The sequence below is a fragment of the Streptomyces luteolus genome (genome assembly GCF_029968015.1).
Lineage (GTDB): Bacteria > Actinomycetota > Actinomycetes > Streptomycetales > Streptomycetaceae > Streptomyces > Streptomyces luteolus.
The window spans coordinates 277,150-298,856 of sequence record NZ_JASCIS010000002.1; the positions used below are offsets into that span (position 1 = coordinate 277,150).

Genomic DNA, 21,707 nt, shown 5'->3' on the forward strand with positions numbered 1-21,707 from the left:
GTGGCACGGGCAGGAGCCCGTCCCGTCAGCGCGTCCGGATGGTGACCTCACTGCCGCGCGGGGCCTGTTCGCCCGCGCCCGGCGACTGGTCCCAGACCGTGTCGCCGACGAACCAGCGCTGGACGTCGACCTTGAAGCCCGCTGCCTCCAGCTTCTCCTTGGCCTCGTCCTTGCTCAGGCCGCTCACGTCCGGGACCTCGACCATGTCCGGGCCCTTGGAGACCGTCAGCGTCACCGTGTCACCGTGCGCGAGCTGGGCGCCCTCGCCGGGGCGCTGCCTCGCGATCGTGCCCTTGTCCTCCTCGGAGAAGACCCGCTCCGGCGCGACCTCCACCTTCAGGCCCGCCTCCTGGAGCTCGGCGCGGGCGTCGTCCAGGGAGTCCCCGACGACGTCCGGGATGTCGACCGGGCTGCCCTTGCTGACAGTGATCGCCACCGCCGTGCCGGGCTTGACCTTGCGGCCGGCCGCCGGGTCTGTGCTGATCACGGCGCCCCGCTCGACCTCGTCGCTGAACTGCCGGGTGACCATGCCCGGTTCGAGCCCGCGGTCCCGCAGGTCGTTCTTGGCCTTCTCCAGCTGGGTGCTCTTGATGTCCGGCACGGTGACGATGCGCGGGCCGAGCGAGATCGTCAGCGTCACCCGCCCGTTGTCCCGGATCTGGCTGCCCGCCTTCGGGTCGGTGGCCATGACCGTGCCGCGCTTGTCGTTCGTGCTGTACTTCCGCTCGACCTCGCGGACGTCGAGACCGGCCTCCGAGAGCGTCTTGCGGGCCTCCGACTCGGTCTTGGTGAGCAGGGCGGGCACGCGCGTGAACTGCCCGGAGTTGATGTACCAGACGCCCACGCCGACCCCGAGGGTGAGCAGGGCCACGAGCAGCGCGAGCACCGCACGGCTGGGCCGGCGCCGGTTGCCGGGGCCGCCGACGGAAGCGCGCGTGGGCTCGGCCGGCGGCGGCATTTCCAGGCGGCTGGTGCGGTTCATGCGGTCCTCGTCGCCGCCGTCCGCCCGCTCGGGCAGCTGCTGCTGCTCGGCGGGGAGCGGGCGCGGGACCGTGCCGAGGGCGCGCGGGATCACGCTGGTGCGGTCGTCCGCGTTGTCGTGCGCCTCCGCGAGGGCGCCCGGCGGCAGCGCGTCCAGCTGCTCGTCGGTCAGCGCCGCGCGCGCCTGGCGGGTCTGCGAGAGCAGCGCCACCGCGTCGTGCGGGCGTACGTCGGGGTTGCGGGCCGTGGCCGCGGCGGTCAGCTCGTCCAGGTCCACGGGGAGTCCGGGGACGGTGGCCGAGGGCGGGGGTACGTCCTCGTTCAGGTGGCGGTAGAGGACCTGGGCGGGGGAGTCGCCGGTGTGCGGCTTGGCGCCGGTGAGCATTTCGTAGAGCACGACGCCGCAGGCGTAGACGTCCACCCGGGGGTCCGCCGTGCCGTTCTCTATCTGCTCCGGTGCGAGATACGAGACGGTGCCGAGGACGGCGCCCGTGGTGTTGGTCACCGTGTCCACCGCGCGTACGAGGCCGAAGTCGGCGACCTTGACGCGGCCGTCGTCCCCTATCAGGACGTTCTCCGGCTTCATGTCGCGGTGCACGAAGCCCGCGCGGTGTGCGGCGCCGAGCGCGGCGAGGACCGGCTCCAGGATGTCGAGCGCGGCCCGCGGCTGCAGGGCGCCGCGCTCGCGCAGCACGTCACGCAGGGTGCAGCCCGCCACGTACTCCATCGCCAGGTAGACGTACGCCCCGTCCGTGCCCTGGTCGTAGACCCCCACCACATTGGGGTGGGAGAGGCGCGCGACCGACTTCGCCTCGCGGATGAAGCGCTCCACGAACGACGCGTCGGCGGCCAGCGTCGGATGCATCACCTTGAGCGCGAGCACGCGGTCGAGGCGGGTGTCCACGGCCCGGTAGACCGTGGCCATCCCGCCGACCGCCACGCGCGAGTCGATGCGGTAGCGGTCGTCGAGCACCTGCCCGACGAGAGGGTCCTGAAGGGTCGTGTCCACGCGGGAGAGTCTACGAGTGGGCACGGACAGCCCCGAACGCCTGTGGAAAACCGGGGACGACTGCAGCACAGCTGTGACCCGCGGATTTCCGTGGCGCCGGGACCGCACGTGGACGAAGGGTCAGAAGGCCGGACGTTCCGGGTCGAGTCGGGCCATTCCCTCGGTCGGCGAGGACGCCTCCGCGAAGTGGCGGCGCGGAATGCGCCCCGCGCGGTGCGCGAGCCGGCCCGCCTCCACCGCGTGCCGCATCCCCTCCGCCATCAGCACCGGCTCCTGGGCGCGCGTGACCGCCGAGGCCAGCATCACCGCGGCGCAGCCCAGCTCCATGGCGAGCGCCGCGTCGGACGCCGTGCCCGCGCCCGCGTCCAGAATCACCGGCACGCGTGCGTGCTCCGCGATCAGCTGGAAGTTGTGCGGGTTGCGGATGCCGAGCCCCGAGCCGATGGGGGAGCCGAGCGGCATGATCGCCGCGCAGCCCACGTCCTGCAGCTTGCGGGCGAGCACCGGGTCGTCGTTCGTGTACGGCAGCACCGTGAAGCCGTCATCGACCAGGGTCTCGGCCGCCTCCAGGGTCTCGATCGGGTCGGGCAGGAGGGTGCGCTCGTCGGCGATGACCTCCAGCTTGACCAGGTCGGTGCCGAGCGCCTCGCGGGCCAGGCGCGCGGTCAGGACGGCCTCGCCGGCGGTGAAGCAGCCCGCCGTGTTGGGCAGCACCTGGATGCCGAGACGGTCCAGGACGGAGAGGACCGAGCCCTTCACGTTCGGGTCGACGCGGCGCATCGCCACGGTGGTCAGCTCCGTGCCCGACGCCACCAGGGACCGTTCGAGCACGTCCAGGCTGGGTGCGCCGCCGGTGCCCATGATGAGCCGTGACGAGTAGCTCGTACCGCCGATGACCAGGGGATCGTCTGCCATGGTTCAGCCTCCTTGGACGGCGGTGAGGATCTCGACCCGATCCCCTTCGGCCAGTGCGGTGCGCGGCCAGTCACCGCGCGGGACGACGGTTTCGTTGACGGCGGCGGCCACCCCCGACGGGGCGGAGCTGACACTCGCCACCAGGGCGTCGAGCGTGGTGCCGGAGGTGAAGGAACGCTCCTCGCCGTTCACGGACACTCGGGTCGCGGTGCTCGTACGGTCAGCGGTCGTGCGGTCGGTGCCCGTGCGGTCGGTGCTCGTACGGTCAGCGGTCGTGCGGTGGGTGCTCATACGGTCAGCGGTCGTGCGGCGGGTGCTCATACGGTCAGCTCCTCCAGCTCCTCGCGCGCGCCGAAGCGCTGCGGCGTGAACGGGCGTACCGCCTCGGGCAGTTCGCCGGTCGTCAGGACGTGCGCCATCGCGTCGCCGGTGACCGGGGTGAGCAGCACGCCGTTGCGGTAGTGGCCGGTGGCCAGGTGCAGGCCGGGCAGCTCGGTCGGGCCGAGCAGCGGGGCGTTGTCGGGGGAGCCGGGGCGCAGGCCCGCGCGGGTCTCGGTGAGCGGCAGCTCGGTGATCCCCGGCACCAGTTCGTGGGCGTCCCGCAGCAGCTCGTACACGCCGCCCGCGGTGACCGTCGTGTCCCAGCCCAGGTCCTCGGTGGTGGCGCCGACGACCAGCTCGCCGTCGACCCGCGGCACCAGGTACACGGCGCCGCCGCGGACCACCGCGCGCACCGTCCGGCTCAGGAACGGGGCGTACGCCTTCGGCACGGTCAGGCGGAGCACCTGGCCCTTGACGGGGCGGACCGGCGGCACGACGTCCGGCGGGACGCCGTCGAGGCGGCCGCTGAGGCTGCCCGCGGCGAGCACCACCTGGTCCGCGGCGAGCTCGGTGCCGTCGGCGAGCACGGCGCCGCGCGCCCGCCCACCCGCCACGGTCAGCCGCCGCGCCCACTGCCGGTGGAACGTCACGCCGGCCCGCTCGCACGCCGTGACCAGGGCTGCGACCAGGCGGCGCGGGTCGATCTGATGGTCGCCGTCGACCCGCAGGCCCCCGCGCACGCCCGGCGCGAGCATCGGCTCGAGGCGCCTGCACTCGCGCCCCGAGAGCCACTCGGAGTCGAGCCCCGACGCCCGCTGCAGGGCGTGCAGTTCGCGCAGGTGGGCCCGGTCGTCCGCGTCGAGCGCGACGGCGAGGGTGCCGCACGCGCGGTAGCCGAGTTCGCGGCCGCTCGCCTCCTGGAGCTCGGCGGCGAAGTCGGGGTAGCGGTGGGCGGAGGCCAGGTTGAGGGCGAGCAGCGTCTGCTCGCCGTAGTGGAGTTCTGTGACGGCGGCGAGCATGCCCGCGGCCACCTGGGCCGCGCCGCCGCCGGGGTCGGGGTCGACGACCGCGGTGCGCAGGCCCCGCTGCGCCGCCCGCCAGGCCGTGACCAGGCCGATGACGCCGCCGCCGAGTATGAGCACATCGGACGTGGCTGTGCGTGGTTGCATGGGCTTCCAGCCCCTCCCTTCGCCGGCATGACCCGGATCAGGTTCGTACGGTCGGAGGCGCTGAGCCTCCCTCTCAGCCCGGTGCGTCCGGGCTCCCGCGAGTGGTCTACTCCCGCCACCCTAGCTCGCGGGCCGCACCTGGCTGAAGGGAGCCGACGGGTCAGGGGCGGGCCCAGGTGTGCAGCACGTCACGCCGCGGGCTTGGCCGGAGCGGTACCTGACGGAGCGTCAGTTGATTAGGGTGACCGGGTGAGCGAGCAGCAGAGGCAGAGCGACCCGCAGCAGGGCGAGCACCCCGAGGGGCAGCACCGCGTCGTGATCGTCGGCGCGGGCATGGCCGGCGTCCAGACCGCCGTGGCCCTGCGCGAACAGGGCTTCACCGGTTCGATCACACTGATCGGCGCCGAACCCCACCAGCCGTACGACCGCCCGCCGCTCTCCAAGGCCGTCCTGCTCGGCAAGGCCGAGGGCTCCGCGTTCGACGTCGACTTCGAGGCGCTCGGCGTGGAGCTCAGGCTCGGCGAGGAGATCACCGGCCTGCGCCCCGCCGACCACGCACTGGACGCCGCGCGGGGCCCGATCGGCTACGACACCCTGGTCGTCGCCACCGGCGCGGAGCCCGTCCAGCTGCCCGGTGCCGAAGGGGTCCCCGGCGTGCATCTGCTGCGCACCCTCGACGACGCGGAACGGCTGCGCCCGGTGCTCGCCGAGCAGCATGACGTCGTGGTCGTCGGCGCGGGCTGGATCGGCGCCGAGTTCGCCACCGCCGCGCGTGACGCGGGCTGCGCGGTCACCGTCGTCGAGGCCGCCGAGGGCCCGCTGGCCGGGGCGCTGCCCGTCGAGGTCGCCGCCCCCATGGCCCAGTGGTACGCCGACGCGGGCGCCGAACTCCGGACCCACGCGCGCGTGCGGACCGTCGAACCCGGCGCGGTCGTCCTCGACGACGGCACCCGGCTGCCAGCGGACGCCGTCGTCGTCGGCATCGGCGCCCGCCCCGCCACCCGCTGGCTGGCCGGCTCCGGCGTCGAGACCGGGCCCGACGGCGCGGTGGTCGCGGACGCCTCGCTGCGCACCTCGGCCCCCGACGTGTACGCGGTCGGCGACTGCGCCTCCTTCCCCTCGGCCCGCTACGGCAGGCGGCTGCTCGTGCACCACTGGGACAACGCCCTGCAGGGCCCGCGCACGGTTGCCGCGCACATCGTCGGCGCGGAGCCCGCCCCGTACGACCCGGTGCCGTACTTCTGGTCCGAGCAGTTCGGCCGCTTCGTCCAGTACGCGGGCGACCACGGCGGGGCCGACGCCACCGTGTGGCGCGGCGATCCGCACGGTCCCGCCTGGTCGGTGTGCTGGCTGCGGGAGGGTGCGCTGGTCGGGCTGCTCGCCGTCGGGCGGCCCCGGGACCTGGCGCAGGGGCGCAAGCTGATCGAGTCCGGGGTGGCGCTCGACCCCGAGATGGTGGCGGACCCGGCCGTTCCGCTGAAGTCGGCGAAGGTCTGACGGGCCGGGCCGAGGGAAACCGGGGGACGTACGGCAGGTGGGGCGCGCCTGGTCGGGCGGCTTGTGGAGGCCGTGTCGGAGGCGCCGGGTACCGACTGTCAGTGCGGGATGGCACGCTTGTCCCTGTGACCGAGATTGACGCAAAAATCGATGCTCTCGTCCCTGCCTGGCTCAACCTCCCCGAGATCGCCGAGCTCCTCGGCGTCGAGGTGACGCGCGTCCGGCAGCTCGTCAAGGAAGGCCAGCTGATCGCCGTGCGTCGCGGCGAGAACAGGGCGCTGCACGTGCCCGCGGCCTTCATCGACGGCGACAAGGTCGTCAAGGGCCTCAGCGGCACCCTGACGCTCCTGCGGGACGACGGCTTCAACGACGAAGAGATGCTGGAGTGGCTCTTCACCCCCGACCCGACCCTGCCGGGCACCCCGGCGCAGGCCCTGAGCGAGAATCGCGGCACGGAAGTGAAGCGCCGCGCCCAGGCGCTCGCCGTCTGATCCGAGCATCTGGGCCGATCCGAAATCTGGGCTGATCCGAGAAATCGGCGCAGCACCTGAACCGAGCAACCCGGGCGTGAGGCGCCTGGCCGCCGGCTCCGGGCCCGTCAGTCGACGGCGACCCGGGCCGAGGGCCGGCGCGCCGCAGCGCCCGGTCCGACAACCGACGGCGTACGGACCACGGCACCTGCCTGGCCCGTACGCCACCGAAACGGGGGGAGTCCTTCCATGTCCCGCGCACCCCGCGAGGCCCTCGCCGACGCCCGGCTGTATCTCTGCACCGACGCCCGCAAGGCCCAGGGCGACCTGCCCGAGTTCCTGGACGCGGCGCTCACCGGCGGCGTCGACATCGTCCAGCTGCGCGACAAGGGCATGGAGGCCGGCGAGGAGCTGGAGCACCTCCAGGTCTTCGCCGACGCCTGCAAGCGGCACGGCAAGCTGCTCGCGGTGAACGACCGGGCGGACGTCGCCCACGCCATCGGGGCGGACGTCCTGCACCTCGGCCAGGGCGACCTGCCGGTGCCGGCCGCGCGCGCCGTCATCGGCGAGCGGCCGCTCATCGGCCGGTCCACACACGCCGAGTCCGAGGCCGCCGCGGCCGCCGTCCAGCCCGGCGTGGACTACTTCTGCACCGGCCCCTGCTGGCCCACCCCCACGAAGCCCGGCCGGTACGCACCCGGCCTGGACCTCGTGCGGTACACGGCGAGACTCGGCACCGACCGCCCCTGGTTCGCCATCGGCGGGATCGACGCCGGGAACCTGGACGAGGTCCTTGAAGCGGGCGCCCGCCGCGTGGTCGTCGTACGCGCGATCACCGAGGCGGACGACCCGGCCGCCGCGGCCGCCCACTTCGCGAGACGACTGCGCGAGGCCGCGAGCTGAGTCGACCGCGCGTCTTCCGTGCGCCGGACGCGCGCCGGGACGTGTGCCGATATGCGCGCCGAGACGAGATGCGCGCCGAGACGGGATGCGCGCCGAGACGGGATGCGCGCCGATAGGGCGGACGCCCACGGTCCGGTTGCTGAGACGGGAGCACACCCGGTGTGGCTGTCCGTGATGCGCAGTGGCCGGATCAGATGCACGACTGTCCGATAGGTGGACGGCAAACGGTCATTGCGGACAAAAGCTCCCGGTCTGGTTGGGGTGCCGAGAACCCCTGAGTAACCTGCGGGGTATGGCCCTAGGCACTGCTTCCACCCGAATGGACCGCGCACGCACCGTGCGCGACATGCTCGCGACCGGCAAGACCACGTACTCCTTCGAGTTCTTCGCGCCGAAAACCCCCAAGGGCGAGCGGACCCTGTGGAACTCGCTGCGCCGAGTCGAGGCGGTGGCCCCGGACTTCATCTCCGTGACGTACGGAGCGGGCGGTTCCACCCGCGCGGGCACGGTGAAGGGCGCGCAGCAGATCGTCGCCGACACGACCCTCACACCGGTCGCGCACCTCACCGCGGTCAACCACTCCATCGCCGAGCTGCGCAACATCATCGGGCAGTACGCCGACGCCGGGATCAGGAACATCCTCGCGGTCCGCGGCGACCCGCCCGGCGACCCGATGGGCGACTGGGTCCCGCATCCGCAGGGCCTCACGTACGCGGCCGAGCTGGTCCAGCTGATCAAGAACTCGGGCAACTTCTGCGTGGGCGTCGCGGCCTTCCCGGAGATGCACCCGCGTTCCGACGACTGGGACAGCGACGTCCGGAACTTCGTGGACAAGTGCCGCGCGGGCGCCGACTACGCCATCACACAGATGTTCTTCGACGCGGAGGCGTATCTGCGGCTGCGCGACCGGGTCGCGGCCGCGGGTTGCGTAACCCCCATCATTCCGGAGATCGTGCCGGTCACGAACGTCAAGCAGCTGACGCGGTTCGCCGAACTGAGCAACGCGGTCTTCCCGCAGGATGTGAAAGACCGCATCCTCGCGGCACAGGACGATCCGGCGGCTGTACGCTCCATTGGCATCGAGTTCGCGACGGAGTTCAGCGCTCGGCTGCTGTCCGAGGGAGTGCCAGGTCTGCACTTCATCACCATGAACAACTCCGCGGCGACGCTGGAGATCTACGAGAACCTGGGCCTGCACGACCCACAGCAGGCCTGAGACTTCAAGGCCGCAGCCCCCTGCCCGAACCGGGGCAGGGCGGCCGGCCGCAGGAGAGGGGCGTACATGGGCTGGACGGTCCTCTACATCGCGTTCGGAATCGTCGCGCTGTGGTTGCTGGGCGAAGTGCTGCTGCAGTACAAGGCGCGGCTGCGCTGGCGGCTGCTCGCCTTCGTCGGCTTCCTCGGTGTGGTCGTGGGCGTGCTGATGCCGTCGATCTGGGTCATCGGGGCCGGCGCCGCCACGTTCGCCGTCGGCCAGACCTATGTGACGCTCTCGTTCCGCCGCGGCTTCTCCACGGGCTGGGCGATCGGCGGCAGCCCCGGCGCGAGCCGCCGCCGCAAGACCGAGGGCCTCGCGGCCCAGGACCCGACCCTGGAGGTCTCGGACCTGGAGTACGACTCGGCGTACGCGCCCGACGAGACCCAGCCGTTCCCGGCCCAGGGGCAGGACTTCCCCGGCGCGGCCCAGGACTTTCCGGCCGACCGGACACCGGATTTCGCGGCCGACCGGGTACCTGACTTCGCGGCTCCGGAACCGCCCCGGCAGTCCCCGGTGTACGCCCCGGAGCCCCTCCCGGACGAGACCGGTCAGTACGGCGTCTACCAGGACTCGGCCTTCCCGCCCCCGCCCGCCGCGGCCCCCGCCGGCTTCGGCTACGACGGGTATGGCAACGGCGGCTACGAGCAGCACGACCAGCAGAGCTACGCCTACGAGGGCCAGCAGCAGTACGCGGCCTACTCGGATCCGTACATCGGGAGCCAGGCGGGATACGGCGAGTACGACACGTACGGCGGTCAGCAGGGCCAGGGGGGCTACGACCCCGCGTACCAGGATCCGTACGCCGGGGGCTATCCCTCCGAGACGCCGCCGGGCGGGGTCTGGGTGCCGCAGCAGCGCAACGGCGACGAACTGCAGGGCGGCACCGACCTCCCGCCCGAGCAGCCCTACCCGTACCAGAACCAGGGCGGCTACGACACGGGCTACAACGAGCAGCAGTACCGCTACTGAGGCGCCGCGCCCCGCCGCGCCCGCCCGGCGTCTGTGGCGCGCGATCCCGTCAACTCGGCTCCGGAGGGCCGGAGTTCCGCATCGGGCTCACTGCGAGCCGCGGAACTCCGGCCCTTCGACGATCAGCCCGGCGACCAGCGCCCCGGACATTCCGGCGTGCGGCAAGCCGCCTCCGGGGTGGGCCGAGCCGCCGACGAGATGGAGCCCCGGCAGCCGCGTCGCATTGGACGGGTACAAGAACCGGCCTCCGGCGCCCGCGAGGGCCGGGTGCCCGGCCGACACGGGCGGGCCGTCCGGCAGCTCGCGCCAGATGATCCGCTCCCGCAGGCCCGGTATCGCCGACTCCGCGGCCGACACCAACTGGTCCGCGTACGCTCGAGTCCCGGCCGGGTCGGCGAGGACACCGCGAGACGGGGCCACGGCGGAGAGCACCACCGACTCGTGCCCGGCGTCGGGCACCAGCGCCGGGTCTCCCGGGCGGAGCACCGTGACCGTCGGCCGGATCCCGGCAGCGGGGCCGGAGGCCAGGGCGTCCAACTCCGCCTTGCGGTCGGCCGGATGCACCACCGTGCGGTGCGCCGCGCCGGCCTCACGGGCGCCGCGCAGCGCGAGCAGCACCGTGAACCGCGCGCCGTTCCGCTCCGCGCCCTCCTTCGGTCGCACATCGCCCACGGCCTGCAGCCGGTGGGCGGTCAGCCGCTGCAGCCGCAGCGGATCGATGCCCGCCACGACGTGATCCGCCTCGACGCGGGTGCCGTCGGCAAGCTCCACGCCCGCCGCGCGCCCGTCTTTCTCGACGACCGAGGCGACTTCCGCGCCGAAGCTGAACTCCACCTTCCGCGCCCGGCACCGCTCGTGCACCGCGCGCGCCAACTCCCGGATCCCACCGCGGACATACCAGGTGCCGAAGGCCTGCTCCAGGTACGGCAGGACGGCCGCGCTCGCCGGGGCCGTCCGCGGATCCAGGCCATGGGCGAGGAGCGAGCTCTCGACCAGGGCGACCAGATGCGGCTCGACCAGCTCGCGGCGGGTCACCTCGGCGAAGGTGGGCGGTCTGCGCCGCAGCAGCCCGCTCCTGCGCTCCGCGGGGTACGGATCGCGCTCGGCGAGCACCTCCCAGTTCGGCCACAGCGGCTCTTCCAGGAGGGGGCGGCGGCAGCGGTCCCAGGTGTCCCGCGCACGGTTGAGGAACGCGCCCCAGCGCTCACCTGCCGGGGCGCCGAACGCGGCGTCGAGCGCCTCGACGACGCCCGCACGCGAGACGTTCGGCAGCGCGACCGACGTGCCGTCCGCGAAGACGTGCCGCACGGCCGGGTCCACCTGGACGAGCTCGACGCACTCCTCCAGGGGCTGCTTTCCGGTCTTCACGAACAGGTCGCGGTAGACCGCGGGGAGCGGGAGCAGGCCAGGGCCCGTGTCGAACGCGAAGCCGTCACGCTCGAAGCGGCGGACCTCCCCGCCGTACGTATCAGTCCGCTCGAACACCGCCACCCGGTGGCCCGCGACGGCCAGCCGGGCAGCGGCCGCCATCGCGCCCATCCCGGCGCCGATCACCGCAATCCGTGCCATGCCAGTGACTTTATCGGCCGCCACTGACAACGCGGCCGGCCCGGTCGAGCGGGGTCAGCGGGGTGGGCCGCCCATGCGTTCCGCGAGGCGTTTCTCCTCGCGCCGTTGGGCTCTGCGGCGCATGAAGCGACGGATCCGGCGGGCGAGGAAGATCAGTATCACGAGGCCGATGAGCAGCAGCACCGCCGCGATGATCGCGGCCGCCTCCGGATAGAACATCGCGAACGAGACGAGGCCGCCGACCCCCAGATCCTCGGCCACGCTCACCACGAAGTTGCTGGCGGGCTCGGGCGAGGTGTTGATCGCCATCCGCGTCCCGGCCTTCACGGCATGGCTCGCGAGCGCGGTGGAGCCGCCGACCGCCCCCGCCGCCAGATCGCTGAGCGAGCCGCTCTGCCCGGCGAGCAGCGCGCCGACCACGGCACCGGACACCGGCCGGATCACGGTGTGCACCGCGTCCCAGACGGAGTCGACGTACGGGATCTTGTCGGCCACCGCTTCGCAGAGGAAGAGCACGCCGGCGACGACCAGGACGTCGGTGCGCTGCAGCGACTCGGGCACGTCGTCGGTCAGACCGGTCGCACCGAACACGCCGAGCAGGAGCACCACCGCGTACGCGTTGATGCCGCTGGCCCAGCCGCTGGTGAAGACGAGGGGGAGTACGGACACGGACGCGATCGTAGCCAGTGGCGCGCTCCACGGGCTGGGGATGAGTGCGCAGGCCTGAGTATCCGTACTCAGACGACGAGATGAGTAGGAGCGCGGATGGGCTCCGACCTGCGTAGACGGAAGAGTAGGGGGCACGGAAGGGGCGCAGCGCCGGCACCGCCGACACGGGGCGGCGGAACGGCGCGGCACCCCGGCCGTGAACGGGGGACGACACGGGGGCGCGCCGGCTCCGTGAGGCTCGGGGGGATCGAGCCTCACGGACCGGCGCTTTCGTGTGTCCGCGCGGTGCGGGTCTCCGCTTCCACTTCCGGTTTCTGTTGGGCGCGCGTGTGCTGCCGGTTTCCGCTTCCGGCTCCCCGCGCGTGTGTGTGCAGATTTCCGCTTCCGGCCCTCCGCGCGTGTGTGTGCCGGTTTCCGCTTCCGGCTCCCCGCGCGTGTGCCGGTTTCCGCTTCCGAGGACCGGCACCGCGCCGACCGGACGAAAAACCCGCCCTACGCGCGCGTGCCGCCCACGCGTCCCTGAAGGAGGCGGGACAGCGCCGCGTGGACGTCGTCGATCGTCCGCTCCGGCTGGAAGGCCTGCCAGTCCAGGGCGGCGACCAGGACCATGCCGACGAGCGCGGCGGCGGTGAGCGGGATGTCGATCTCCGAGCTCAGCTCACCGGCCTCGACGCCCTCGCGCAGCACGTCCTCGACCACCGCGACGGCCTGCTGCCTGACCACCATCAGGGTGGACTGCCAGGCCCTGTTGGTGCGCCACAGCTCGGCGACGTAGAGCTGGGTGAACGCCGGGTAGGTGTCGATGAAGACGAGGCCCGCGCGGATCATGCGGTCCAGGGCGTCCACCTTGCTGCCGCCCTCCGCGGCGGCCCGCTCGGCGGCCTCCCGGAGCGACGCGGTGAGCAGGCCCACGCCGTGCCGCAGCAGCTCCTCGAAGAGCTCGGCCTTGCTGGCGAAGTTGTAGTAGACCGTGCCCTTGGCCACCCCGGCCCGCTCCGCGATCTCGTCGACCGTGGTCGCGGAGAAGCCCTTCTCGGCGATGAGCGTGACGGCTGCCTCGTAGAGCTTGGCCCGGGTGGCTTGGCGCCGCGTGCTGCTGCTTTCCATGCTCCTGATTCTCACAGGTCGCACCCCGCTCACCGCGCTCACAGGCTCAGTTCCGGGTGCAGCCGGTCCAGGGTCCACACCTGCTTGCGCCGTGCGGACAGCGCTGTCAGAGCGAGCGCCCCCAGGGTGAACGCGAGCAGCACGGCGCAGGCCTGCCACACCGGCCCCAGGCCACCGCCGCTGATCAGCCTGCGCAGCGACTCGACGACGTAACTCATCGGCAGGAACGGGTGGATGGCGTTGAAGAAGCCCGGGCTGGTCTGCACCGGATACGTGCCGCCCGCCGACGTCAGCTGCAGCATCAGGACCGCGAGGACCAGGATGCGGCCCGCCGCCCCGAACCGTGCGTTCAGCCACTGGATGATCGCCGCGAAGCACCCGGTGACGAGCAGCAGGAAGCCCACCGTGCCGGCCGCCCGTGCCATCTCCAGGCCGAGCCCCCAGTGCAGTACCGACATCAGCGCGGCCACCTGGAGCACCCCGAGCGCCGCCACCGGCAGCCAACCTGCGAGCGCGATCCGCCAGGCCGAGGCTCCGGCCGCGAGCGCCCGCCGGTTCATCGGCTGGATCAGCATGTACGCGACCATCGCGCCGACCCACAGCGACAGCGGGATGAAGTACGGGGCGAAACCGGTGCCGTAGTTGGGCGCCTTGTGCAGCGACTGCGAGGCCAGCTGGACCGGGTCGGCCATCACCTCGGTGCGCTCGTCCCGGTCGTTCTTGTCGTAGTCCGGGATCTTGGAGACGCCGTCGTGCAGCCCGCCGGCGAGGTCGCCCGAACCGTCGACGAGCTTGAACATGCCTCCGTTGAGGTCGTTCGCACCCGTCTTGAGGCGGCCCACGCCGCTGTCCAGGTCGACGGCGCCGGTCTTGGCCGTGCCGAGCCCGGTGTGCAGCTTGCCCGCGCCCTTGGCGACCTCCTTGGCGCCGGTGTTCAGCTTGTTGATCTTGGCGACCGCGTCGTCCAGGTCCTCGTCCAGATGCGGCGCCCGCTCGGCCAGGTCGTCCGCCTGCTCCTGCAGCTTCTTCAGATGGCCGTCGAGCCTGGCGATGTCGCCGTCGTAGTCCTTGACGACCTGGTCGAGGTCACCGGCGATACGGGCCGTGGTGGCCGCCGCCTCCTTGGCGTCCTTGAGCGCCGGGCAGTGCGGGCTGGGCAGGCCGCCGTTCCCGCAGAGCGAGGCGTACACCGAGTCGAGCCGCTCGGACGCCTTGCGGGACTCCTCGGCCGCGCCCGGGGCCGCCGCCGCGAGGTCGTCCAGGTGCCGGCGCACGACCGCCGTCGAGTCGGACACGAGCCGCGCGGTGTCGCCGATGGTCTGACCGTTGTCCTTCAGGAACGGCCGCACCTTGGCCGCGCCCGCGTTCACCTTGTCGGCGAGCGCCTGGGTGCCGTCGGCCACCTGGCCCGCGCCGTGCTCCAGTTCACCGGCGCCCTTGTCCAAGCGCTTGATTCCGGCGGAGAGTTCCGTGCTGCCGTTCTTGGCGTCCTTGAGGCCGTCCGCGAGCTCCTTCGCGCCCTTCTCGGCCTTCCCCGCGCCCTCCTTGAGCTTGTCCGCGCCCTCGGCCGCCTCCTTGGTCTTGCCGTGGATGTCCGAGAACGAGATGAAGATCTTGTCGAGGAACGTGCGTGAGGCGTCGGTGGAGGCCGCGGTGCGCACCTCGGAGAACACCGTCCGCGAGATCTGCCCGACGATGTAGTTGTTGGCGTCGTTCGTCCGCACCCGCAGCGCGCTCGTCTCCGGCGCGTCACCCGAGCTGGACGCGATCCGTGCGCTGAAGTCCTTCGGCATGGTCAGGGACAGGTAGTACGTACCGTCCTCGACGCCCTCGCGCGCCTCGTCGGCGCTCACCTCGTGCCACTGGAAGGTGTTGCTGTCCCGCAGCCCCTCGGCGATCGAGTCGCCCGCGGCGATCTTCTTTCCGTCCGCGGTCGCTCCCTTGTCGTCGTTGACGAGGGCCACGGGGATCTTGTCGAGCCGCCCGTACGGGTCCCAGAACGACCACAGGTACAGCGCCCCGTACAGCAGCGGAAGCAGCAGCAGTGCGACGAGCGCCGCCCGTGGCAGCTTGCCCCTGCCGAACCGCCTCAGCTCAAGCGCGGCCAGTTTCGGCGAGCGCATCCGCCGCCCCCTTCGTCTCGTCCTCGTCCTCGTCCTTGTCCGCTTCCGCGCGGTGCTCGTCTTCTGTGGCGACGGCTTCTTCTGTGGCGACGGCTTCTTCTGTTGCGTCGGCTTCTTCTGTCGCGTCGGCTTCGTCCCGGCCGTCGCCCGCGGGCGCCGTGGACACCACGAGCGCACCCTCGGGCGCCTCGCTGCACACGGCCACGACGGTGGTGCCGGACTCGGCGACCGACCGCAACAGGCCCCAGGCCTCGGCCCGTTCGGCGTCCGACAGCTTCAGGTCCACGTCGTCCACCCCGAGCAGCCGCGGCTTCCCGATCAGCGCGAGCGCCACGGAGAGCCGCAGCGCCTCCAGTCGCTCCAGATCGCGTACGGAGGTACGAGGGCCCTTGGGCAGCGCATCCAGGTCGAGCCCGGCGGCTTCCAGGGCGTCATCGACATGTCGCTTCATCGCTGCCCGACGCTCGGACGGCGGCCGCACCAGCGAGCGCAGCGAATCACCGAACCGCCGCTGGAGCAGGGCGCGTTCGTGGATCTGCTCGCGCACGGTCAGCGCCGGGTCGAGGTCGGTCACCCCGGGCACCGGGCCGAGCGCGCTGATCCTGCGTACGGCCGCCAGCTGCTTGGGCAGCCGCATCCGGCCGACCGCCGCCTGCCCCGCCGTGGGCCGCATCCGCCCCGTGAGGGCGAGCAGCAGGCAGGTGCGGCCGGAGCCGGACGGCCCCTCGACGGCGATCAGGGCGCCGGGCTCCGCGTCGATACGGACCCCGCGGAACGCCCAGCCGCGCGGGCCCTTCAGGCCGAAGTCCTCGGCTGTGACGGATATGCCGCGGGGTGCCCCGTGCGTGCTCTCCACAGACCTTCCCCCTCATGCTCTTTTGAACTGACTGGTCAGTGCAGAACAGTATGCCGGGCCCGCCCCGGAACGAAACCGCCGACCCTCGGAATCGCTCGCGGGACGGCGGAGGGCACGGCGCCCCCGCCGGGTGCCCAACTCCCGTACGCGAACCTCTGATCGAGTCGAAAGCGCAGGTCAGGGCCGATTGTCAGTGGCGTACCTCACGATGGGGTCATACGGCTACTTATGCGCCGTCATACGACGACAGGAGGTTCGTCATGGCCAGTTCTTCCGCAGCAGCCGCACGCCGGCGCCGCGCCACCACCGGCCCTGCCCCCTCACTGAACGGTCCGGCGAGCGACATCCACCCCGTGCTGCGCCGGTCGACGGCCCCACCGGCCGCACTCGACCTGCTGGGCCAGGCCCGCACAGGACTCGACGAAGCGGTCACCCTGGAAACCCCCAACGAGCGCTACGCGGCCGCCCATCTGGCAGCCCTGCGCACCGCGGCGGCCGTTCTCGCGGCCCGCGGGCGCCCCGAGACGAACGCGCGCAAGCGACAGCGCATCAGGAGCGCCTGGGAAGTGCTCCCCGAGATAGCGCCCGAACTCACCGAGTGGAGCGCCCTGTTCGCCTCCGGTGCCCGCCGCCGAGCCCGCGCCGAGGCCGGCATCCAGGGCGCCGCGACCATCCGCGACGCCGACGACCTGCTGCGCGACGTGGCGATGTTCCTGCGCCTCGTCGAACGCATGCTGGTTCTCCAGCCCGCCCTGCCACAGCCCCGCCAGGACCACCCCGATGCCGGATGAGGGGCGCCCGGCGGCGCGGGGCCCGAGGGTGCACGCGATGAGACCGGTGTCCGGAGGCGCACCCGATGAGACCGGTGTCCGGGGCGCACCTGATGAGACCGATGTCCGGGGCGCGCCCGATGAGACCGACGAGACCCACGCGGCCCATGAGACGCGGTCGTACGAGGAACGGGAGGCGGACGAGATGAACGGCCCGCGGGAGGCGGACGAGATGAACGGCCAGGCGATCCGGATGGACGGCCCGGCGATCTGGGTGAACGGCCCGGCGATCCGGGTTTACGGCCCGGCGATCCGGATCGAGGTGTGCGGCAGCCGCATCAGCCTGCGTGCCGGCAGAGCCCCGTAGGCAGATGACAGGAGAGCGGCCCGGAGGCAATAGGGTGGGACCACCTGCGCCTTGCGTCACGCGAGGCCGGGCGAGGTAACCATCGCTCCGCCACTGAAGAGGCGGTGCCGCGCCGAGGAGTCAACTGCCGTGTCGGACCCGATGCGCCCCCGCGCTTCTCTCCGTACCGCCGTGGTCTGGGAGGTCCTGAAGGACGCCCTGGACCGTCAGGCCAAGGCGACGGGACGGGAATCGCTCGACGTCCTGGACACCGGCGGCGGCAGTGGCAACTTCGCGGTACCCGTGGCCCGCCTCGGACACCGCGTCACCGTCGTCGACCCCAGCCCCAACGCCCTGTTCGCCCTGGAGCGCAGGGCCGCCGAGGCCGGGGTCGCCGACCAGGTGCGCGGCGTCCAGGGCGACGCGCACGGCCTGTTCGACGTCGTCGGCCGAGGCGACTACGACGTGGTGCTCTGCCACGGCGTCCTGGAGTACGTGGACGACGCGGCCGAAGGCGTGCGCAACGTCGTCGGCGCCCTGCGCGAGACCGGGACGCTCAGCCTGCTCGCGGCGGGTCTCGGCGGCGCCGTGCTCGCCAGGGCCCTCGCGGGCCACTTCACGGAGGCCCGCGAAGCGCTCACCGACCCGGACGGCCGCTGGGGCGAGGGCGACCCCGTGCCGCGCCGCTTCACCGCCGAGCAGCTCACCGGCCTCGTCACGGACTGCGGCCTGCGCATCGGCGCGGTGCACGGGGTACGGGTCTTCGCGGACCTCGTCCCGGGCGTCCTCGTCGACACCGAGCCGGGGGCCCTCGACGCCCTCCTTAAGCTCGAGGCCGCCGCCGCCGAACAGCCCGCGTTCCACTCGGTCGCCACTCAGCTGCACGTACTGGCCGAGAAGGGCGCCGCATAGCATCGCCGGATTTCGGCGCCGCGTTTTCGCCGCCGGATCCCGCCGCCGGATTTCGGTGCCGGATCCGGGTGCCGGAGCGAGGCGCCGGACCGCCCGGTGGTGCCCACCGTCCGTGTGCGGCCTCCCCGAAACGCGAACTGCGGCGCTGATCAGCACCGCAGCCGCACATGGAGTACGCCACAGGACCCCCGATCGGGCGCTTCGCCCCGTATGATCGAGGGACACCGTCCGGCATGACGGATCGGCCGCTGGGGAATGCACGTTTCACCATGGCCGGACCTCCATGACGGGCCCGGAAGGCGAATTGGCGTAGAGGGGCGGGTTTCACGGGGGCGATTCCCTGCCTATCCTGAAGGGGACCCCCGGTCGCCCCGGCGACTGCACGATGAGGAGGACTCCGTGCCGCTCTCGGAGCACGAGCAGCGAATGCTCGAGCAAATGGAGCGAGCGCTGTACGCCGAAGATCCCAAGTTCGCGACAGCGCTTGAGGGAAGCGGGCTGCGTACACACACCCGTCGACGGGTCTACCAGGCAGTTGCCGGCTTCCTGGTGGGTATCGCGCTCCTCATGACCGGCATGGTCGCGCAGCAGATCTGGATCAGCGTCGTGGGCTTCCTCGTGATGCTCGGCTGCGCCGTTCTCGCTGTGACCGGATGGCGCAAGGCACCCAAGCCGGGGGAGCAGGCCGCTCCCGGTGCGGCACCTGGTCAGACCACTCGCCGTCAGGGCAAACAGCGCCGCTCGATGATGGACCGGATCGAGCAGCGATGGCAGCGTCGTCGAGACGAAGAAGGCCGCTGAGCAGAAGAAGGTAGCTGAGCGAAGAAGGCCGCTGAGCCGCACCGACTCGGCGGCTCGTTGTGTCCCTGCGGACACGACACACAGAGACATACCGGTTCGGCAGAGGGGTGCACGCCTTGCGAGTGCACCCCTTTCGCATGTCCGGCTCGGATGGCGCGGCAACCACCCCTGGGCTGTGCGGAGTGCGTACGGCCTGAACGCGCGGCCTTCGTACGGCCTGAAGGTGCGACCTGCGTACGGCCTGAACGCGCGGCCTTCGTACGGCCTGAACGCGCGGCGTTCATACGGCCTGAGGAGGAGGAATCCCAGCCCGGGGCTCCTCCTCCTGATCCTCGATCAGCCCTGCTGTCGCCCCGGTCGGCGCACCGCCGCGGACCAGCGGTCCAGTCGGCTCTCGCCCCGGCCGTTCACCAGCAGGCGCCGGGTCAGCGCCCGCCGACGGGCCGAGAACGCCCAGGCCACACGGACAGCCGAGCGCGGGGCCAGGAGCGCCCGGAGCCGGCTGGCCCGGCTCAGGCCCGTACGGAGACCGGACCGCAGCCGCTGCACGTCCTCCGCCAGGCCCGTCGCCGTACGCGGATGCGGCGCGTACAGCACCTGCTCCACCGCCGCGGCCAGCCGATGGACCGCCGCCGCGGGCTCCGCCTCCAGATGCCCGACGCGGACGATGCGCTCCGCCGCCTTCCGCGGCGTCAGCGACTCGTCCGGCAGGATGCCGTAGTCCCAGGCCAGGTCCGTCACCTCGCGCCAGACCGCCAAGGTCCGCGCCGCCGCATCAGCCTCCGTACGCCCGCCTGAGCCGAGGCGTGCCGTACGCCCGCCTGAGCCGAGGCGTGCCGTACGCACCCGGGTTCGCCACAGCCACGGCACCAGGGGCAGCCCCAGAACAAGCAGCGCCCCCAGCACCACCGCCACGACCGACCAGAGCGGCGGGCCGTCGTCACCGCCACCGGCGCCGCCCTGGGCCTGCGCCGCGCCGCACTCGCCGAGCCGCTGCTGGTCCCGGGCGCAGCTCTCCGACGGCCCGGCCGACGGGTCCTCGGACGGGGTGTCCGACGCCGAGGGCGCAGGCGCCGCGCTGCCGCTGGCCTCCGGGGCGGGGGCGTCCTGCCGGGTGTACTCCGGCGTGGAGCCACGCGTCGGCGTCGGCTCGAAACGGGTCCAGCCGACCCCCTCGAAGTACAGCTCGGGCCAGGCGTGCGCATCGCGCAGGCCGACCGACATCGAGCCGTCGGACTGCGGAGCGCCCGGTGTGAAGCCCACGGCCACCCGCGCCGGTATACCGAGCGTGCGGGCCATGGCCGCCATCGAGAAGGAGAAGTGGACGCAGAAGCCCTCCTTCTGCTTCAGGAACCGGCTGATCGCCGCTGCCCCGCTGCCCGCCTGCACCTCCGTGTCGTACGTGAAGCCGCCCTCGGACGTGAACCAGTCCTGGAGCCGCACCGCGCGCTCGTAGTCGTTCGACGCGCCCCGTGTCACCCTGCGCGCCGTCGCCGAGACGTCCGCGGGCAGCGAGTCCGGTACGGAGGTGAACTCGCGCGCGAGCGTCGCGTCCGGCGGTGGGGCCGCGGCCAGTTGGCCGGCCGTGGGCTGGACGACGAGGCTCTTCACCTCGTACTGCCTGCCGCCGGTGTTCTGGCCGCGGTCGCCGACGAGCGTGCGGCCCACCGGCTCGTACCGCCAGCGGCCCTCGATGCTGACCTGCGTCGCCGGGAAGGGCATCGGCAGCCAGTTCTGCTTGTACCAGTCGGCCGCCGAGATGTTCGTCTGCACCTCGGTCGTGCTCACCTCGGAGCTCAGGCCGCCCGGCACCGGGAAGCGGTCGGGCACGTCCGTGATGGCGCGCTCGGCGGGCTTCCAGGACGTGCCGTCGAACTGGTCGAGGGCCACGATCCGCAGGTACATGTCCTGCGTCTGCTCGGAGTTCGTGCGGTACGAGATGACCTCGCGGTCGTTCGGCTGGTTCAGGCTGTTCTGCAGCGAGACCAGGGGGTTCACCGCGGAGATCGTGCCGCCGCCGGGGCCCGTGCCGCCGGAGCCGCCCGTCGGGTCGAGCAGGCCGCCGTCCAGGGCGGGCAGGGCCGCGGGCACCGCCAGGGCGATACCGAGCGCGACCACGCCGATGCGCCGCCCCGTACGGACCGGGGCCACCGGGCCCGTGCCGCTCGGCTCCAGGCTCGACGAGAGCCCGCTCGGCCTGCGGGCCGCGCCGCCGAACACCCGGCCCCAACGGGACAGCCGGTCCCGCCCCTCCGCCAGGAGCATCAGCAGATAGCCCGCGGCGGCCAGGACGAACCAGACCCAGGCCGCGCCGCCGTCCGAGAGTCCCGCCGCGACCGAGTACAGCGCGAGCAGCGGCAGCCCGGCCGGGGCAGCGCTGCGGAACGTCACCGCCAGCGCGTCCACCGCGAGGCCGATCACCAGGACCCCGCCGACCAGCATCAGCCGGATGCCGTCGGAGAGCGGTGCCGGGATCGCGTACTGCCCCACGTCCTGGGCGCCGGCCTGCAGCAGCGCGGCGAAGCGGTCGAAGGCGTCGGGTCCCGGCAGGAACCCGGCGATCGCCTGGCCGCTCGCGAAGACCACCGTGAGCAGCAGCAACGACACCACGGCCTGGGCGAGCACGGTCAGCGGCCGGGCCAGCGGCACCCGGCGGGCGAGCGCGCCCGTGCCCGACTGCAGGGCGAGCAGAACGGCCGCTTGCAGGAGCCAGTTGATCGACATGACCAGCGGCAGCAGCGCACAGGCCGCGAGCAGCGTGGCCGCCGTGGCACACAGGGCGAGCCGCGTGCGTCCGCTCATGACCGGCCTCCCGTCGTCGTGGCTGCGCTGGTGCGGTGGTGGTCTGCTTCCTGCCGGTGGTGGGGCAGGTACGTGTGGGGTGGCGGGCCGACGGTTGTCGTGTGCGGTGGCCGGGTGCGGGCCTCGAAGGCATGCGGGAGGCGGCGGGTGCGTCCACTCATGACCGGCCTCCCGTCGTCGTGGCTGCGCTGGTGCCGTGGTGGTCTGCTTCTTGCCGGTGGTGGGGCAGGTACGTGTGGAGTGGGGGGCCGACGGTTGTC

At 72.6% G+C, this 21,707-nt stretch carries 19 protein-coding genes and 1 riboswitch; of the genes, 9 read left to right on the forward strand and 10 right to left on the reverse strand.

Annotation, left to right across the window (positions count from 1 at the left end; translation table 11 throughout):
- Positions 1–25 precede the first annotated feature (25 nt).
- The 4 genes from pknB to thiO form a co-directional block, all read right to left on the reverse strand.
- Positions 26–1,990 (reverse strand): Stk1 family PASTA domain-containing Ser/Thr kinase, encoded by a 1,965-nt coding sequence (pknB, locus tag QIT00_RS03000; RefSeq protein ID WP_282533449.1) that lies wholly within the window; start codon positions 1,988–1,990, stop codon positions 26–28.
- Between the two features lie 120 nt (positions 1,991–2,110).
- Complete coding sequence (locus QIT00_RS03005; protein ID WP_282533450.1) at positions 2,111–2,905, reverse strand: thiazole synthase; 795 nt, start codon at positions 2,903–2,905, stop codon at positions 2,111–2,113.
- A 3-nt stretch (positions 2,906–2,908) separates the two neighbouring features.
- On the reverse strand, positions 2,909–3,103 hold the full coding sequence (gene thiS / locus QIT00_RS03010; RefSeq protein WP_282533503.1) for a sulfur carrier protein ThiS: 195 nt from the start codon (positions 3,101–3,103) through the stop codon (positions 2,909–2,911).
- Positions 3,104–3,222: 119 nt separating this feature from the next.
- Positions 3,223–4,395: a glycine oxidase ThiO gene (thiO, locus tag QIT00_RS03015; protein ID WP_282533451.1), complete on the reverse strand. Its 1,173-nt coding sequence runs from the start codon at positions 4,393–4,395 to the stop codon at positions 3,223–3,225.
- A riboswitch (TPP riboswitch) is annotated at positions 4,393–4,504 on the reverse strand. (Overlaps the previous gene by 3 nt.)
- A 140-nt stretch (positions 4,505–4,644) precedes the next feature.
- On the opposite strand from thiO, the gene QIT00_RS03020 reads away from it, so the two are divergent.
- The 5 genes from QIT00_RS03020 to QIT00_RS03040 all read left to right on the forward strand — a co-directional run bounded on the left by QIT00_RS03020 (position 4,645) and on the right by QIT00_RS03040 (position 9,492).
- Positions 4,645–5,892 carry an NAD(P)/FAD-dependent oxidoreductase gene (locus tag QIT00_RS03020; protein WP_408909709.1) on the forward strand — a complete coding sequence of 416 codons (1,248 nt, stop codon included), beginning with the start codon at positions 4,645–4,647 and terminating at the stop codon, positions 5,890–5,892.
- Positions 5,893–6,017: 125 nt separating this feature from the next.
- Positions 6,018–6,383 carry an Rv2175c family DNA-binding protein gene (locus QIT00_RS03025; RefSeq protein ID WP_282533452.1) on the forward strand — a complete coding sequence of 122 codons (366 nt, stop codon included), beginning with the start codon at positions 6,018–6,020 and terminating at the stop codon, positions 6,381–6,383.
- Between the two features lie 228 nt (positions 6,384–6,611).
- Positions 6,612–7,265 (forward strand): thiamine phosphate synthase, encoded by a 654-nt coding sequence (gene thiE, locus QIT00_RS03030; protein ID WP_282533453.1) that lies wholly within the window; start codon positions 6,612–6,614, stop codon positions 7,263–7,265.
- Positions 7,266–7,557: 292 nt separating this feature from the next.
- Positions 7,558–8,481, forward strand: a complete 924-nt coding sequence (gene metF / locus QIT00_RS03035) for a methylenetetrahydrofolate reductase [NAD(P)H] (RefSeq protein ID WP_282533454.1) — start codon at positions 7,558–7,560, stop codon at positions 8,479–8,481.
- A gap of 66 nt (positions 8,482–8,547) precedes the next feature.
- Positions 8,548–9,492, forward strand: coding sequence for an SCO2102 family sporulation regulator (locus tag QIT00_RS03040; RefSeq protein WP_282533455.1), 945 nt, complete (start codon positions 8,548–8,550; stop codon positions 9,490–9,492).
- Between the two features lie 87 nt (positions 9,493–9,579).
- Here QIT00_RS03040 and QIT00_RS03045 read toward each other — a convergent pair whose 3' ends face one another.
- From QIT00_RS03045 to QIT00_RS03065, 5 genes are all read right to left on the reverse strand, one after another.
- Positions 9,580–11,061: a phytoene desaturase family protein gene (locus tag QIT00_RS03045; RefSeq protein WP_282533456.1), complete on the reverse strand. Its 1,482-nt coding sequence runs from the start codon at positions 11,059–11,061 to the stop codon at positions 9,580–9,582.
- A 54-nt stretch (positions 11,062–11,115) separates the two neighbouring features.
- A complete protein-coding gene (locus QIT00_RS03050; RefSeq protein WP_282533457.1) occupies positions 11,116–11,730 on the reverse strand; it encodes a DUF4126 domain-containing protein in 615 nt (204 codons plus the stop codon).
- Positions 11,731–12,222: 492 nt separating this feature from the next.
- The gene (locus QIT00_RS03055) at positions 12,223–12,837 is read right to left on the reverse strand and encodes a TetR/AcrR family transcriptional regulator (protein WP_282533458.1); all 615 of its coding nucleotides are present in this window, start codon (positions 12,835–12,837) and stop codon (positions 12,223–12,225) included.
- A 38-nt stretch (positions 12,838–12,875) separates the two neighbouring features.
- A complete protein-coding gene (locus QIT00_RS03060) occupies positions 12,876–14,960 on the reverse strand; it encodes a YhgE/Pip domain-containing protein (RefSeq protein ID WP_282533459.1) in 2,085 nt (694 codons plus the stop codon).
- Complete coding sequence (locus QIT00_RS03065; protein ID WP_282533460.1) at positions 14,932–15,816, reverse strand: ATP-binding cassette domain-containing protein; 885 nt, start codon at positions 15,814–15,816, stop codon at positions 14,932–14,934. Before QIT00_RS03065 ends, QIT00_RS03060 begins: the two co-directional genes overlap by 29 nt.
- Before the next feature lie 260 nt (positions 15,817–16,076).
- Between QIT00_RS03065 and QIT00_RS03070 the strand changes: the two genes are divergently transcribed.
- The 4 genes from QIT00_RS03070 to QIT00_RS03085 all read left to right on the forward strand — a co-directional run bounded on the left by QIT00_RS03070 (position 16,077) and on the right by QIT00_RS03085 (position 18,645).
- Positions 16,077–16,607, forward strand: a complete 531-nt coding sequence (locus tag QIT00_RS03070) for an SAV_6107 family HEPN domain-containing protein (protein ID WP_282533461.1) — start codon at positions 16,077–16,079, stop codon at positions 16,605–16,607.
- Positions 16,608–16,644: 37 nt separating this feature from the next.
- Positions 16,645–16,953 (forward strand): hypothetical protein, encoded by a 309-nt coding sequence (locus tag QIT00_RS03075; RefSeq protein ID WP_282533462.1) that lies wholly within the window; start codon positions 16,645–16,647, stop codon positions 16,951–16,953.
- Between the two features lie 129 nt (positions 16,954–17,082).
- Positions 17,083–17,844 carry a methyltransferase gene (locus QIT00_RS03080; RefSeq protein ID WP_282533463.1) on the forward strand — a complete coding sequence of 254 codons (762 nt, stop codon included), beginning with the start codon at positions 17,083–17,085 and terminating at the stop codon, positions 17,842–17,844.
- Between the two features lie 399 nt (positions 17,845–18,243).
- The gene (locus tag QIT00_RS03085) at positions 18,244–18,645 is read left to right on the forward strand and encodes a DUF3040 domain-containing protein (protein ID WP_282533464.1); all 402 of its coding nucleotides are present in this window, start codon (positions 18,244–18,246) and stop codon (positions 18,643–18,645) included.
- A gap of 336 nt (positions 18,646–18,981) precedes the next feature.
- On the opposite strand, the gene QIT00_RS03090 is transcribed toward QIT00_RS03085, so the two are convergent.
- Complete coding sequence (locus QIT00_RS03090) at positions 18,982–21,447, reverse strand: transglutaminase family protein (RefSeq protein WP_282533465.1); 2,466 nt, start codon at positions 21,445–21,447, stop codon at positions 18,982–18,984.
- Positions 21,448–21,707: the final 260 nt, after the last annotated feature.